This is a genomic window from Nocardia sp. NPDC060259 (assembly GCF_042728775.1).
Taxonomy (GTDB): Bacteria; Actinomycetota; Actinomycetes; order Mycobacteriales; family Mycobacteriaceae; genus Nocardia.
The window spans coordinates 1-13,641 of record NZ_JBHXAY010000146.1 but is presented as its reverse complement, the minus strand read 5'-3'; the positions used below and the strand labels follow the sequence as shown (position 1 = coordinate 13,641).

General features: G+C 69.1%; 15 protein-coding genes. 9 read left to right on the top strand and 6 right to left on the bottom strand.

All coding sequences use genetic code 11. The features are described from left to right. A partial coding sequence (locus tag ACFWF2_RS31475) for a hypothetical protein (RefSeq protein ID WP_379311127.1) occupies window positions 1-308 on the top strand: 308 nt, incomplete at its 5' end. 60 nt (window positions 309-368) lie between these two features. On the opposite strand, the gene ACFWF2_RS31470 is transcribed toward ACFWF2_RS31475, so the two are convergent. Next, window positions 369-1,658, bottom strand: coding sequence for an acetyl-CoA C-acyltransferase (locus ACFWF2_RS31470; RefSeq protein ID WP_379311126.1), 1,290 nt, complete (start codon window positions 1,656-1,658; stop codon window positions 369-371). A gap of 80 nt (window positions 1,659-1,738) precedes the next feature. Continuing rightward, window positions 1,739-2,119: a PPOX class F420-dependent oxidoreductase gene (locus ACFWF2_RS31465; RefSeq protein ID WP_379311125.1), complete on the bottom strand. Its 381-nt coding sequence runs from the start codon at window positions 2,117-2,119 to the stop codon at window positions 1,739-1,741. A 94-nt stretch (window positions 2,120-2,213) separates the two neighbouring features. Here ACFWF2_RS31465 and ACFWF2_RS31460 point away from each other — a divergent pair, with 94 nt between their 5' ends. From ACFWF2_RS31460 to ACFWF2_RS31450, 3 genes are read left to right on the top strand one after another with little or no spacing between them, the layout of a single operon-like run. After that, on the top strand, window positions 2,214-2,939 hold the full coding sequence (locus tag ACFWF2_RS31460; RefSeq protein WP_379311124.1) for a glyoxalase: 726 nt from the start codon (window positions 2,214-2,216) through the stop codon (window positions 2,937-2,939). A gap of 36 nt (window positions 2,940-2,975) precedes the next feature. After that, entirely contained in the window at window positions 2,976-3,950 is a 975-nt protein-coding gene (locus ACFWF2_RS31455) for a hypothetical protein (RefSeq protein ID WP_379311123.1), read from the top strand. Then, window positions 3,947-4,735 (top strand): 2-phosphosulfolactate phosphatase, encoded by a 789-nt coding sequence (locus ACFWF2_RS31450; protein ID WP_379311122.1) that lies wholly within the window; start codon window positions 3,947-3,949, stop codon window positions 4,733-4,735. The genes ACFWF2_RS31455 and ACFWF2_RS31450 overlap by 4 nt, the downstream gene beginning before the upstream one ends. Before the next feature lie 81 nt (window positions 4,736-4,816). Here the strand turns inward: ACFWF2_RS31450 and ACFWF2_RS31445 are convergent, their stop codons facing one another. Further along, window positions 4,817-5,341 carry a hypothetical protein gene (locus ACFWF2_RS31445; protein WP_379311121.1) on the bottom strand — a complete coding sequence of 175 codons (525 nt, stop codon included), beginning with the start codon at window positions 5,339-5,341 and terminating at the stop codon, window positions 4,817-4,819. 347 nt (window positions 5,342-5,688) lie between these two features. On the opposite strand from ACFWF2_RS31445, the gene ACFWF2_RS31440 reads away from it, so the two are divergent. Beyond that, entirely contained in the window at window positions 5,689-7,317 is a 1,629-nt protein-coding gene (locus ACFWF2_RS31440) for an MFS transporter (protein WP_379311120.1), read from the top strand. Window positions 7,318-7,393: 76 nt separating this feature from the next. Beyond that, window positions 7,394-7,657: a helix-turn-helix domain-containing protein gene (locus ACFWF2_RS31435; protein ID WP_379036624.1), complete on the top strand. Its 264-nt coding sequence runs from the start codon at window positions 7,394-7,396 to the stop codon at window positions 7,655-7,657. Between the two features lie 18 nt (window positions 7,658-7,675). Here the strand turns inward: ACFWF2_RS31435 and map are convergent, their stop codons facing one another. The 3 genes from map to ACFWF2_RS31420 all read right to left on the bottom strand — a co-directional run bounded on the left by map (window position 7,676) and on the right by ACFWF2_RS31420 (window position 10,018). Beyond that, window positions 7,676-8,443 (bottom strand): type I methionyl aminopeptidase, encoded by a 768-nt coding sequence (gene map, locus ACFWF2_RS31430; protein ID WP_379311119.1) that lies wholly within the window; start codon window positions 8,441-8,443, stop codon window positions 7,676-7,678. Between the two features lie 68 nt (window positions 8,444-8,511). Next, window positions 8,512-9,321: a mycofactocin-coupled SDR family oxidoreductase gene (locus ACFWF2_RS31425; protein ID WP_379311118.1), complete on the bottom strand. Its 810-nt coding sequence runs from the start codon at window positions 9,319-9,321 to the stop codon at window positions 8,512-8,514. Window positions 9,322-9,421: 100 nt separating this feature from the next. Next, complete coding sequence (locus ACFWF2_RS31420; protein ID WP_379311117.1) at window positions 9,422-10,018, bottom strand: hypothetical protein; 597 nt, start codon at window positions 10,016-10,018, stop codon at window positions 9,422-9,424. A gap of 189 nt (window positions 10,019-10,207) precedes the next feature. Between ACFWF2_RS31420 and ACFWF2_RS31415 the strand changes: the two genes are divergently transcribed. From ACFWF2_RS31415 to bphC, 3 genes are read left to right on the top strand one after another with little or no spacing between them, the layout of a single operon-like run. Beyond that, the gene (locus tag ACFWF2_RS31415) at window positions 10,208-11,395 is read left to right on the top strand and encodes a Rieske 2Fe-2S domain-containing protein (protein WP_379311116.1); all 1,188 of its coding nucleotides are present in this window, start codon (window positions 10,208-10,210) and stop codon (window positions 11,393-11,395) included. A gap of 34 nt (window positions 11,396-11,429) precedes the next feature. Then, window positions 11,430-12,608 (top strand): acyl-CoA dehydrogenase family protein, encoded by a 1,179-nt coding sequence (locus ACFWF2_RS31410; protein ID WP_379311114.1) that lies wholly within the window; start codon window positions 11,430-11,432, stop codon window positions 12,606-12,608. Window positions 12,609-12,634: 26 nt separating this feature from the next. Then, window positions 12,635-13,540 carry a biphenyl-2,3-diol 1,2-dioxygenase gene (gene bphC, locus ACFWF2_RS31405; RefSeq protein ID WP_379311113.1) on the top strand — a complete coding sequence of 302 codons (906 nt, stop codon included), beginning with the start codon at window positions 12,635-12,637 and terminating at the stop codon, window positions 13,538-13,540. Window positions 13,541-13,641: the final 101 nt, after the last annotated feature.

Here is a 13,641-nt window from a genome sequence, read left to right as displayed (position 1 = left end):
CTGTATCGGTTTTCGGCGTGGGAATGGCACAAGCCGCTCCCGCCCCGGCTGCTCCGGCCGCCCCGGCTGCACCGGCCGCTCCGGCCGCTCCCGCCCCGGCTGCTCCGGGCGCTCCCGCTGCCCCGGCCGCCCCGGCCGCCCCGGCCGCCGACGCCGTCTCCATCGAAGTGACCGAGGATCTCATCGGCTGCGCCCTGGCTGCCGATGCGAGCGGTGAAACACTCGCGGAATTGCACGAGGGTTTCGGCGAGACCATCGAACTCACCGCGGTAGCTGAAGCCGAACTCACGGCGGGTGATTGTCTCTAGCCGTCACGTTTCGCGCAGGTAGGTCCGGCCACCGGAGCACGGTGGCCGGACCTATCCGTTTCACACGCGCTCGAGCACCGCCGAGGCGCCGATCCCGCCCGCGGCGCAGATGCCGAGCAGCGCGGTCTCTTTTCCGGTGCGCGCCAGCTCGTTGGCCATGGTCGTCACCATCCGGGCGCCGGTCGCACCGAAGGGGTGGCCGAGCGAGATCGACCCGCCGTGCACATTGAGCTTGTCGATGTCGACCGAGCCGACGGCCTCGTCCCGGTCGAGCCTGGCCTTGGCCCATTCCGGGCTCTCCAGCATGCGCAACACCGACAGGGTCTGCGCGGCGAACGCCTCGTGGATGTCGACGAGGTCGATATCGGCCAGCGTCATACCTGCCTTGTCGAGAGCACGCGGCATCGAGATGGCGGGGCCGAGGAGAACCTGGTCGGCCGGGTCGACGCTGACGAAGCTCCACGAACGGATCGCCGCCAGCGGCGTGAACCCCAGCGCCCGCGCCTTCTCCTCGCTCATCAGCAGCACCGCGGAGGCGCCGTCGGTGAGCGGGCTGGCATTGCCCGCGGTGACCGTGCCGCCCTTCGCGAACACCGGACTCAGGGTGGCGAGCTTGTCGACGCTGGTGTTCGCGCGGACCAGCCCGTCGGTGTCGATCCGCGTGCCCGACGGCGTCGTCACCGGCACGACCTCGTCGTCGAAACGGCCCGACGCGATGGCGGCCGCGGCACGATGGTGCGAGCGGGCGGCGAACTCGTCCTGCTCGGCGCGGCTGATGCCGTTGATCCTGGCCATCTTCTCCGCCGACTCGCCCATCACCTCACCGGTGGTGCGCTCGGAGATCTTCGGTTGGCGCGGCAGGATGTCGGTGAACGGCGCGAGTTGGCGGACCACGTCGAGGTAGTCCTTGGGCTTCGGTTTGCCCAGGGCCACCGGCGCTACCGCGTGCACGACATGCTGCGGGAGTTTGATCTCGGCATTGCTGGTGGAATCGCTGCCACCGGCGATCATGATGTCGTATTCGCCGCGTTCGATCGCCGCCGCCGCCGAGGTGACAGCCTGCAGTCCCGACGCGCACGCCCTGGTCACCGTGTAGCCCTCGCACCCGAAGTCCAGGTTCAGGTCGAGCGCCACCTCCCGCGCGATGTTCGGCGCGTGGCTCGGCAGGATGACCCCACCCCAGACGATGGACTGGATCTCGCCGGGCGCGATACCGGTGCGCTCGAGCAGACCCCGGACCGCCGCACCGGCGAGGGCGATGCTGTCGAGGCGGGTGAAGTCGGTGAACGCGCGCACGAACGGGGTGCGCGCGCCCCCGACGACGACGGCGCGGGTGCGTTTCTCGGCCATGTGAGTCCCTTCGGAAGTGTCCGCTGGGCCCACGGTATCCGATACCGTCGGTACTGGATATTGGTTCGGGGTAACCCGGGTCAGGCCGGTGTGATCTCGATGCCGATGGTGCCCGCCTTCCCGCGGCGCAGGTTGCTGGCGAGGATGACCAGCGGGCCGGTCAGCCAGTACTTGCGGCGCAGCCAGGAACGCACCTGCTCGGTCTCGGTGGCGTCGAGCAGCCGCGCGGTGCCGCCCGTGATGGCACCGTGTACCTTGCCGCGCGCGTCGCAGGGTTGCAGCGTCACCTCGGGATTGCGGCGGATCCGCTTCACCTTCCAGCTGTCGGTGACCGTCCAGACGAACAATTTGTCGTCGTTGGCGACGGCCCAGACGGGCGTGCCGACCGGTGAGCCGTCTTTGCGGAAGGTGGTGAGCAGCACGAAGTTCGCGGTCTGCAATTCGCCGAGACTGTTCGTCATGCCCGCAGCCTAGCCGCCGAACGAGGTATGGGCGTTCTCGCGAAAGTCTTCCTAACCTCGGATCCGGACGACTCACTCTCCGGAAGGGCTACCGATGACAGACACCGCAGTGCCGATGCTGTGGAGCGGCGACCTGCCGAGCACTCTCGACTTCTACCGGGCGCTCGGCTACACCGTCACCTACGAGCAGACCCGGCCCTATGTCTACGGCGCGGTCGAGGGACACGGGTGCGCGCTGCATTTCGCGGGCGCGCCGCCCGGGATCGAACTGCCCGCCGAGCATGTGGGGGCGCTGGTGATGGTCGACGACGTCGCCGCCCGCCACGCCGAGTACACGGCGGCGTTGCGCGCGCACTACGGGAAGATCCCGGCCAAGGGCTGTCCGCGGATCACCCGGTTCCGGCCGGGCCAGTCCCGGTTCTCCCTGGTCGATCCGGTCGGCAACACCCTGCTCGTGATTCAGCGCGACGAGCCGATGGAGCTCGAGTACGGCGGCTCGCGCGAGCTCGACGGTCTGGCGCGGGTGCTCGACAATGCCCGCATCCTGCGCGATTTCAAGAACGACGATCGGTCGGCGACCCGCGCCCTGGAAGCGGGTCTGCATCGTTTCGGTGCCACCGCGTCGTCTGTCGACCGGGTCCGCGCCTACGCGGCACTCGCCGAACTCGCCGTCGCGGGAGCGGACACCGATCGGCTCGCCCACTGGAAGGCCGAACTCGAGTCCGTCGAGCTCACCACGGAAGAGCACGCCGACCTATCCACCGACGCTACCGCCTCCGAGGTCCTCGCGACCTGGCTGAGCGCCACCACTCCCGGCTAGCGCGCCCCGGAGCCGGGCGGCGGTTAGGCTTCAGCCATGCACCGACGCTCCGGCCCGCAGGTGATCCGCTGTCTCGCAACCACTCTCGCCGCTGTCGCACTGTCCAGCCTCGGCCCGATCGCCCCGGCACAGGCCGAGGCTGGGTGCGCGCAGGGCTGGCAGGCCGACGTCATCGCCGCCGATCTCGGCGGCCTGGAGAACCTCGAATACGACGGCGCGGGCGGCTTCTATGTCACCGGCATCGTCGAAGGCGAACTCCTGCACGTCGACAACGCAGGCGAGGTCACCACGATCCTCACCGGCCTCGACGCCCCCGCCGGGCTCCGATTGTCCGGCGACATCCTCTATTTCATCACCGGCGACGGCACCACACCCCAGGGCGGCGGCACCCTCCGTCAACTCCACCTCCCGACCGGCGAAGTCACCGTCCTGCTGCCCGACCTTGTCCAGCCCAACGGCCTGCTCCTGCTCCCCGACGGCGACCTGCTCATCTCCCAGCTGTCGATCCCGTGGCCACCGGTCGGCATCAGCCGATACCGCCCCGCCACCGGCGAATTCACCCTCGCCTGGTCCCCGGTCCCCCGCCCCAACGGCCTGGCCCTCACCCCCGACCGCCGAGCGATCTTCACCGATGACATAGCCACCTCCCAGATCCAGCGCATCCCCCTCGACGCACCACACACCCCCACCACCGTGACCACCGTGCCCGACGGCCTCTTCCCCGGCCTCGACGACCTCGACGCCACCGCCTCCGGCCTGGCCTTCGTCGCAGGCGACTTCTCCGGCAGCGTCTACCAGGTAGACACCACCACCGGCCACTGGTGCACCATCGCCACCGGCTGGACCACCCCGCGCGGCCTGGTCCCGGAACGCCCCCCGATCGGCCCCACGTCCGCCCGCATCGCCCCCGACGGCGACACCTGGGCCCTCTTCGTCACCAGCATCGACGGCACCCTCCGCCGCCTCCGCCCACCCGCCACCATCGACCTGACCCCACCCCTGCCTCGGTGAGCGAGGTTCGTGTGCCCTCGGCACCGGAGTGGTCGCAGCAGCGGGGGTTCGGGATCAGAGTGGAGTGGGGGCGGGCGGGGGCCGCCGCGATCGGGGTGGGGGCTGTGTGTGTGGTGGTGGTCGACGTGTTGTCGTTCACCACCTCGGTGTCGGTGGCGGTCGGGGCGGGCACGGCGGTGTTTCCGTATCGGTGGCGGGACGAGTCGGCGCGGGAGTTCGCCGACCGGCACGATGCGGCGCTTGCTGTCGGGAGGCGTCAGGTCAGTGCCGCGCAGCCCTGGTCGCTGTCGCCCGCCGCGATTCGCCGCGCGCCGTTCACCGAGCGCCTGGTTCTGCCCTCCCCCAACGGTTCTGCCATCGCGGCCGGTGTCTCCGAGGCGACCGTGGTCGCGGCGTGCCTGCGTAACTACCGCGCCGTCGCGGAGTGGCTGATCGCCAGGAACTGGGGCACACCCACCCAGCCGATCGCGATCATCGCGGCGGGCGAGCACTGGCCGGGTAGCGACGTGGCACGGCCCGCCCTGGAGGATTGGCTCGGTGCGGGCGCGCTCGCCGCTGCGCTCCTCGACCGCGGCGCCACCGCCCCATCCCCTGAAGCACTGTCCGCGGCAACCACTTTCACGTCCCTGACGGACGTTCCCGCCCTGATCGCCACCTGCGCGTCCGGCCGTGAGCTCGCCGCCGTCGGCTTCGCCGACGATGTCGCCCTCGCGACGGAACTCGACGCCGATTCCACCGTTCCAGTCCTCGTCGACGGCGTCTTCGCGGCCCAGCAGCCATCCTGACCGACTCCGCGGAACAACAACATTCGAGCCGGTCAGGACGGAGCGACGGGTGGATCCCCACCACCCGTCACACGCCGGTGACTACTGGTTCGCGCCGATGATCCCGCCGATCACCGCCCCGATCACACAGCCGGGAATGGCGCTGACGAACAGGAAGATCAACCCGATCAGCGCGCCGACGACACAGCCGATCGCGATGCCCGCGACGATATTGCCGGTCTGGTCGATGTTCTGCAGCGCCACCGGATTCGGTGCGGGCGCGCCGACCGGGGTGAGGGTGAGCGTCGTCGCCGCGGCGTCGACCTCGGGAATCACCTGCACCGCGGGCCCGGCCACGGTCTGCACGGTCGTCGGGATGAAGCCGACCCGGCTCCCGTCGGGCGCCAGCACGGCGACCCCGGCGTCGGGTGTGAGCTCGAACGTGCCCGCCGTCAGTGCCACGGTCGCCGCCGACCCGTCCGGGGCGACCGCCGCGGTATAGGCGACGGCGCCGTCGACACCGGCCACCCCGGGGCCTGCGAGGGGGGCGCCGTGCGCGGTGGCCGCTGCGATGCCGGTCGCTGCCACGGTGAGTACACCGGCAGCCAGCAACTGCTTGAACTTCATGGGACTTCCCTCCGACTTGCCGACCCGACCTGCCCCGGGATCAGCGCGATACCCACCCATGATGCGCCATGGCTATGTCGCATAACACAAGATCGACCGAATCTGGATCGTCCTGCGGCACAGCCGGATTCGCAACCGCCAGGCAAACCGATCGGTCTCCCCCGTTCCGCCACCACACCCACCCCGCCGAATTGACGACCCACTGAGCGGGACAAACGCGAAATAACACCAACCTAACGCTCGCTAGGTCACATACTCCGTGGCGGAAGGTGTGCGATCTACATCACACCGGAGCGCACGCATTCCACTCCATTTCGAACGCAGTTCCCGACCAACGGAGCGTGGCAATGTCCACCATTCCCCAAGATCCACCCACGTCAGAGGGCCCCGAACTCGACAAGGCCAACGACACCGGACGACTCGACGGCGCATCCCGCGCCCGAATCTTCACCGTCCTGGCGGTCATCGTGCTGTTCACCGAGATCGCCCCGATGCAGTACACGATCGTCTCGGCGGCACTACAGAAGATCTCCCCGACCTTCCCCGGCGTCGGCGCGAACATCAACTGGGCCATCATCGTTTTCGGCCTGATCGGCGCGGCCGCATCCCCACTCATCGGCAAGATGAGCGATGTCTGGGGCAAGAAGCGGATGTTCCTCATCTGCGGCGTGCTGTTCGTGATCGGCTGCGTCCTCGACGCGACCACCTCGAACTGGGGCATCTTCCTGCTCGGCCGCTGCCTGCAGGCCACGGCCATCGCGACCGCGGTCATCGCCTACGGCCTGATCCGGGACCTGATGCCGCGCAAGTACGTCCCACTCGGCCTCGGCGTCACCGCGACCGGCCTCGGCGTGTCCGCCATCGCGGGCCCGCTGCTCGGCGGCTTCCTCGTCGACAACTACAGCTGGCGCGCGATCTTCTGGTGCCTGGCCGCGTTCACCCTGGTGATGCTGCCGCTGGTGTACTTCGTGGTGCCGGAGTCCAAGCTGCGGGTGCGCGAGCGGATCGACATCGTCGGTGCCCTGCTGCTCTCCGGCGGCGCCGCGCTGATCCTGATCTACGTCGACAAGGGCCACGATTGGGGATGGGCCGAGCCGACGACCCTGGCCTGGGTGATCACCGGCGTCGTCCTGCTGATCCTGTTCGTCCTGGTGGAAACCCGTGTCGCGCAACCGATCATGGACATGAAACTGCTGTTCCACCCGCGCGTCGCGCTGGTGCTGGCCGGCGCGCTGTTCGCCTCGTTGCAGATCGGCGTCGTCTCCTACGCCATCGCCTACATGTCACAGACTCCCGACGAGGCGACCGTCACCGCGGGCGCGCAACAGGGCATTCTCGCCAAGGTGCAGGCCGCGACCGGTCAGCCACTGCCCGCCGAAGCCGTCCAGGTGACCCTCGACCCGGGCTACACCTACGGCAGCGGCTACACCCTGCTGGAGTTCGCGCTGCGCATCGCCCTGCTCGGCGCCGTGGTCACCATGGTCTGCGGCGCCCTCGCCGGTGTGATCGCGCGCCGCGTCGGCGCCAGGATCCCCCTCGTCATCGCCCTGGCGATCTTCGTCGGCTCGGCCGCGGCCTTCGCCGTGCTCCCGCACACCAGCACGGTGTTCCTGCTCGTGAACGCCGTGTTCAGCATCGGTTTCGGCTTCTACTACGCGGCCATGCCGATTCTCATGGTGGAGGCCGTCCCGCAGGAGCAGCAGGGCGTCAGCCTGGGCATGCTCGGCGTCATGCAGTCGATGGGCGTGGCCGTCGGCCTGGCTATCGTCACGGCGTTCCTGCACGCCAACGGCATGACCGCGCTGGTCAGCGTCGGCGGGCAGGCACAACCACCGGCGCCGATTCCGGACGTCTTCGCCGATCGCGGCTACGAGCTGGGCTTCTGGGTCTGCGGCGCCGCGGCGGCGGTGGCCCTGGTCCTGGCCGTGATCATGCGACACGGCCGCACACCCGCCACCGGCGGCACCGCGCACTGAACCCCATGGACGGGTCGGTGATCACCGGCCCGTCCGCGGGTTGCGGTATTTAAATACCCCACCTACGCTCGGATCCATGGTGCGTCTCCCTCTCAGCCCGGCCCAGGTCGAAGCAGGCCGTCGCCTCGGGCGCTGCCTGCGTTCCGCGCGCGGCGAGCGTGACCTCACCGAGGTCGCCCACGCGGCGGGCATCTCCCCGGAGACGCTGCGCAAGATCGAATCCGGCCGCCTGCCCTCCCCCGCCTTCGGCACCGTCGTCGGCCTCGCGGAGGCGCTGTCGCTCCCGCTGACCGAGCTCGCCGAGGTCTATCGCGCCGAGCAGGTCGCCGAATCCGCTTGATCCGCAGGAATTTTCGGCTCAGTCGCGGAGGGTGAGAACGCTCGGCCCGTCGGCGGTGATCGCGATCGTGTGCTCGCTGTGCGCGCACCGCGATCCGTCGGCGGAGCGAATCGTCCACCCGTCGGCATCGGTCACGACCTTCGCGGTGCCCGCCGCGAACCAGGGCTCGATCGCCACGGTGAGACCGGGACGCAAGCGGAAGCCGCGACCAGCCCGGCCCGCGTTGGCGACGTGCGGATCCTCATGCATGGTCCGGCCGATGCCGTGTCCACCGAACTCGGTGTTGACCGGATAGCCGTAGCCGTGCGCGACCGCCGCGATAGCGGCGGAGATGTCACCGATGTGGCCGCCGGGCTGGGCGGCCGCGATCCCGGCCGCCAGCGCCTCTTCGGTCGCCTGGACCAGCCGCTTGTCGGCCGGGTCGGGCGTGCCGACGATGGTGGTCACCGCAGAGTCGGCGGCCCAGCCGTCGATGGTGACAGCCAGGTCGGCGGTGAGCACATCGCCGTCACGCAGGGCATAGTCGTGCGGAAGGCCGTGCAGCACAGCGTCGTTGACCGCAAGGCACACGGTGTTGCGGAACGGCCCGCGACCGAACGAGGGCGCATAGTCCCAGTAGCACGACACCGCGCCGCGCTCGCGGATCCGTTCCCGCACATACATTTCCAGCTCGAGCAGGTTCACGCCGACGGCGGCATTCGCGTGCACGCCTGCCAGCACATCGGCCACGAACCGGCCGGTCACCCGCATCCGCTCGATCTCCGCGGGTGACTTCAGCTCCACCATCACGCCTCCAGTTGGTATTTTCATACCAGCCTAGTTGCGCCGGTATAAAAATACCAATCCAGGCGGGGTCAGCGGTTCAGGTTGCCCATGTCCACCGGGATCTGCGCTCCGGTGACCTGCCCGGCCTCGTCCGAGCACAGCCACGCCACCGCGGCGGCGATCTCCTCGGGCTCGGTGAGGTAGGTGGGCAGCGCGTTCATGAAGATCGGCGACAGGGTGGCCGCGTGCTTCTCGAACAGCGGGCCCATCTCCGCCATCTGCATGCCGGTGGCCACTCCGGCCGGGTGCACGGTGTTGACCCGGATCTTGTGCTCGCCGAGTTCGTTGGCCATCGTCTTGGCCAGGCCGGTGATGGCGTGCTTGGTGGCGACGTAGTGGCCGGTGAACGGAATGCCCTTGAGCCCGGCCACCGAGCTGATGAACACCATCGCGCCACCCTCACCCTGCTCGATCAGGTGCGGAATCGCGGCTTTCGCGGTGTGGAAGACGCCGGTCAGATTGACATCGATCGTCTCCTGCCACTGCTCGGCGGTGATCTCCCAGGACATCGCGGCCGAACAGATACCGGCGTTCGCGACGACGACGTCGAGCCTGCCGAACTGCTCGATCCCGGCCGCCAGCGCCGCCGAGAGCGCGGCGAAATCACGGACGTCGACCTTGCTCGCGGCGATCTTGCCCCCGGCCGCCTCGACGAGGCGAACGGTCTCGGCCAGGTCCGCTTCCGTGGCGCCCGCGTAGCTGGTGCTGGCGAAGTCCGCGCAGGCGTCGATCGCGATGATGTCGGCGCCTTCCTCCGCGAAGCGAACCGCCTCGGCCCTGCCCTGACCACGGGCCGCGCCGGTGATGAAGGCGACCTTGCCCTCGTAGCGTCGCGTCATGTCCTACTACCTCCGAACGTCGATGTGCACTATGAACACCACACCATTGCCGGGCGTCTCGCGGTGCGGAATCAGCGGATTTGCCGGAGTAGCGGGTAGGTCAGTCGTCGGCGAAGGTCGCCCACGCCCGGACGACGACCTCGCCCGCGGCGTCGGCCCCGGACAGGGTGACGTCGACGCGCGATTCACCGTCCTGCACATAGCTTTGCGTGACATGCCCCGAGCAGGTCATGACGTCGCCGGGCGGCAGCGGCCGCACCACCCTGGTGCGAAAACGGCGGATGTTCTCCGCGCCGAGCCAGTCGGTGGCATAGGTGGCCAGCAGCGCGGCCGCCTGCGGCGAGGCCGGTTCGCCTGCCACGGGCCCGGCGGCGGCCCAGGATTCGGCGACCAGGCCGCCGGTGCGGTCGAAGTAGCGGGTCAGCGACTCCGCGGCCGTGACAGCGGGCTTGTCCACCGGGTCGCCCGCGATCGAGCGGATCGCGGTCAGCTGGTCTCCCGCCCGCGGCGGCGGGCCGAAGAACCGGTGATCGGTCTCCGCCCGTTCGCCGGCCGCGGCGCCGAATCCGTCGGCGGGCAGGAAGGTCGGCGGGACCACCGGCCGGTCGGCGAGCCGGTAGGCCGGATTGTGGGAGCGCGCCGCCTCGGCGAACAACCGGATGGCATCGGTCTCCAGAACCACCGCGACGTTACCCATCATCATTCCTCTCGTCCTGCAGGTGCCGCCACGCTATGGCGGCCCGCGGGCTGTGATCGGTTCCTCTCCCGCTGATCGGGAGACCGGCCGCCCGCGCCGAAAACATGTCCGCTGACCGGGAACACGGCAGCCCGGCGACCCCCTCGCGGCGTGACCATCAGCACAGCTCATCCCCACTCCGTCCGATACATGGAGGTTTCGATGCCGGAGAACTCGCCGAACGGCCGATCACTGGACGCCACCGCCGACTACCGTCAGATCGAGGCCGCTGCCGCGCCGACCCGCTTCGCGCGCGGCTGGCACTGCCTCGGCCTGCTCTCGTCGTTCCGCGATGGCAAGCCGCACGAGGTGAAGGCCTTCGGCACCACCCTGGTGGTGTTCCAGTCCGAATCCGACGGCGCGTTGCACGTGCTCGACGGATTCTGCCGCCATATGGGCGGCAACCTGGCGCAGGGCACCATCAAGGGCGACTCGATCGCCTGCCCGTTCCACGACTGGCGCTGGGGTGGCAACGGCAAGTGCACCGCCATCCCCTACGCCCGCCGGGTGCCGCCGCTGGCCAAGACCCGCTCGTGGCCGACCCTCGAGCGCAACGGTCAGCTCTACGTCTGGCACGACCCGCAGGGCAGCAAGCCCACCGACGAGGTGACCATCCCCGAGATCGAGGGCTACGGCACCGACGAGTGGACCGACTGGACCTGGAACTCGATGCTGATCGAGGGCTCGCACTGCCGCGAGATCGTCGACAACGTCGTGGACATGGCGCACTTCTTCTACGTGCACTACGCCTTCCCGCGCTACTTCAAGAACGTCTTCGAGGGTCAGGTCGCCACCCAGTACATGCGCTCGACGCCGCGTCACGACATCGAGGTCGGCACCAGCTACGACGACCCGAACTCCACCCTGCGTTCGGACGCCTCGTATTTCGGCCCGTCGTACATGATCGACTGGCTCTGGAGCGAGGCCAACGGCATGACGATCGAGACGGTGCTGATCAACTGCCACTACCCCGTCAGCGAGAACTCGTTCGTGTTGCAGTACGGCGCGATGGTCAAGAAGCCGCAGGGCATGTCCGACGAGGACGCGAACGCGATGGCCGCCCAGTTCGCGCAGGGCGTCGAGTACGGCTTCGAGCAGGACGTCGCGATCTGGAAGAACAAGGCACCGATCGACAACCCGCTGCTCTCGGAGGAAGACGGACCGGTCTATCAGCTGCGACGCTGGTACAAGCAGTTCTACGTCGACGTCGAGGACGTCACCGACGACATGACCACGCGGTTCGAGTTCGAGATCGACACCGAGCGCGCGGTGACCAGCTGGGAGGCCGAGGTGGCCGACAACATCGCCCGCGGCGCCGTCATCAACACCATGTCCTGACCCTCACCACCCCGAACAGAAAGCACCACCTGCGATGACCAAGGTTCTCGACAACATCGCCGCGATCGCGGACCAGCTGCGCGATCAGGCTCCGGAGGCCGAGCGGCTCGGGCAGCTGCCCGACGCCACGGCGCAGCTGCTGAAGTCGGCGGGCCCGATCCGCCTGCTGCAGCCCAAGAAGTACAGCGGGTACGAGGCGCATCCGCGCGAGTTCGCCGAGACGGTGATGGCCACCGCGGCGCTGGATCCGGCCAGTGGCTGGATCGCCGGCATCGTCGGCGTGCACCCGTGGCAGCTGGCCTTCGCCGATCCGAAGGTGCAGGACGAGGTGTGGGCCGACGACCACGACACCTGGATGGCCTCGCCCTACGCGCCGACCGGCATCGCCCGCCCGGTCGACGGCGGCTACATCTTCAACGGCCGCTGGCAGTTCAGCTCCGGCACCGATCACTGCGACTGGATCTTCCTCGGCGCCATGCTCGGCAACCCCGACGGCTCGATGGCGCTGCCGCCGACCATGCTGCACATGATCCTGCCGCGCCAGGACTACACCATCGTCGAGGACTCCTGGAATGTGGTGGGCCTCAAGGGCACCGGGTCCAAGGACATCATCGTCAAGGACGCTTTCGTGCCCGACTACCGGGTGATGAACGGCGATCACGTCATCGACGGCACCGCGCAGAAGGAGTACGGCGTCACCGAGACGCTCTACAAGATGCCGTGGTCGACGATGTTCCCGCTGGGCATCAGCTCCGCGGTGGTCGGCATCGCCGAGGGCGCGCTGGCCGCGCACCTGGACTACCAGCGTGACCGGGTCGGCGCCCAGGGCACCGCGGTCAAGGACGACCCGTACGTGCTGTTCGCCATCGGCGAGGCCGCCGCCGACATCAATGCCGCCCGCCAGGAACTGCTGGCCAACGCCGACAAGATCTTCGACGCGGTCGACGCGGGCAAGGAGATCACCTTCGCCGAGCGGGCCGCGGTCCGGCGCACCCAGGTCCGCGCGGCCTGGCGCGCGGTGTCGGCCGTCGACCAGATCTTCGCCCGCTCCGGCGGCAATGCCATGCGGACCGACAAGCCGCTGCAGCGCTACTGGCGCGACGCGCACGTCGGCCTCGCCCACGCCATCCACGTGCCGAGCACGGTCTACCACGCCTCGGCCATCAGCTCCCTCGGTCTCGAGCCCGCGGACAACCTCCGCTCGATGATCTGACCCGAATACCAAGAAGGACAACGGAAATGACAGACATCAAAGGCCTCGGCTACGTCAAGATCCAGACCGCCGACATGGACCGGTGGCGCACCTTCGCGTTCGACGTGCTCGGCTTCGCCGAGGGCAGCGGGCCGGACGAGAACGCGCTGTACCTGCGGATGGACGAGCGCGCGGCACGCATCACGGTCGTGCCCGGTGACACCGACGCCGTCGTGACCATCGGCTGGGAGGTGCGCGACCACGCGGCCCTGGTCCGCGTGCAGGAGGCCGTGACGGCCGCCGGCATCGCCGTCAAGCCGCTCTCGGTCGAGGAGGCCGACGCGCGCCGGGTCGAGGAGGTCATCACCTTCCAGGACCCGACCGGCGCGACGCTCGAGATCTTCCACGGCGCGGTGCTCGACCACAGCCCGGTCGTGACGCCGTTCGGCGCGAAGTTCGTCACCGGCGCCCAGGGCCTCGGCCATGTGGTGCTGCCGACCATGGACCCCAACGGCGCGTTCGGCTTCTACACCGACGTGCTCGGGTTCCTGCCGCGTGGCGCGTTCCGTATCCCGGCGCCGCCGGAGTTCGGGCCGATGCGGGTGCGCTTCCTCGGCGTCAACGAGCGCCACCACAGCCTCGCGCTGTGCCCCGCGCCGCACGGTGGCGCGCCGGGTCTGGTGCACATCATGGTGGAGGTCGACACCCTCGACGCCGTCGGCCAGGCGCTGGACCGCGTCACCAAGGACGGTTTCTCGGTGTCCTCGACGCTGGGCAGGCACACCAACGACAAGATGGTGTCGTTCTACGTCCGCGCGCCCGGCGGCTGGGACATCGAGTTCGGCACCGAAGGCATGAAGGTCGACGAGACCTACTACACCGCTGAGGAAATCACCGCCGACAGCTACTGGGGCCACGACTGGTCCGGCAGCGAGCCGCTGGCTGCCATGTAACCGCGCACTGCTCGGCCCAGTCGTGGATCATGAGGACGAGGTAGAGGAGGTTGAGGAGGAGGCCGCCGACCAGGGCGACCGGGGTGAGGAGGCCGGAGACC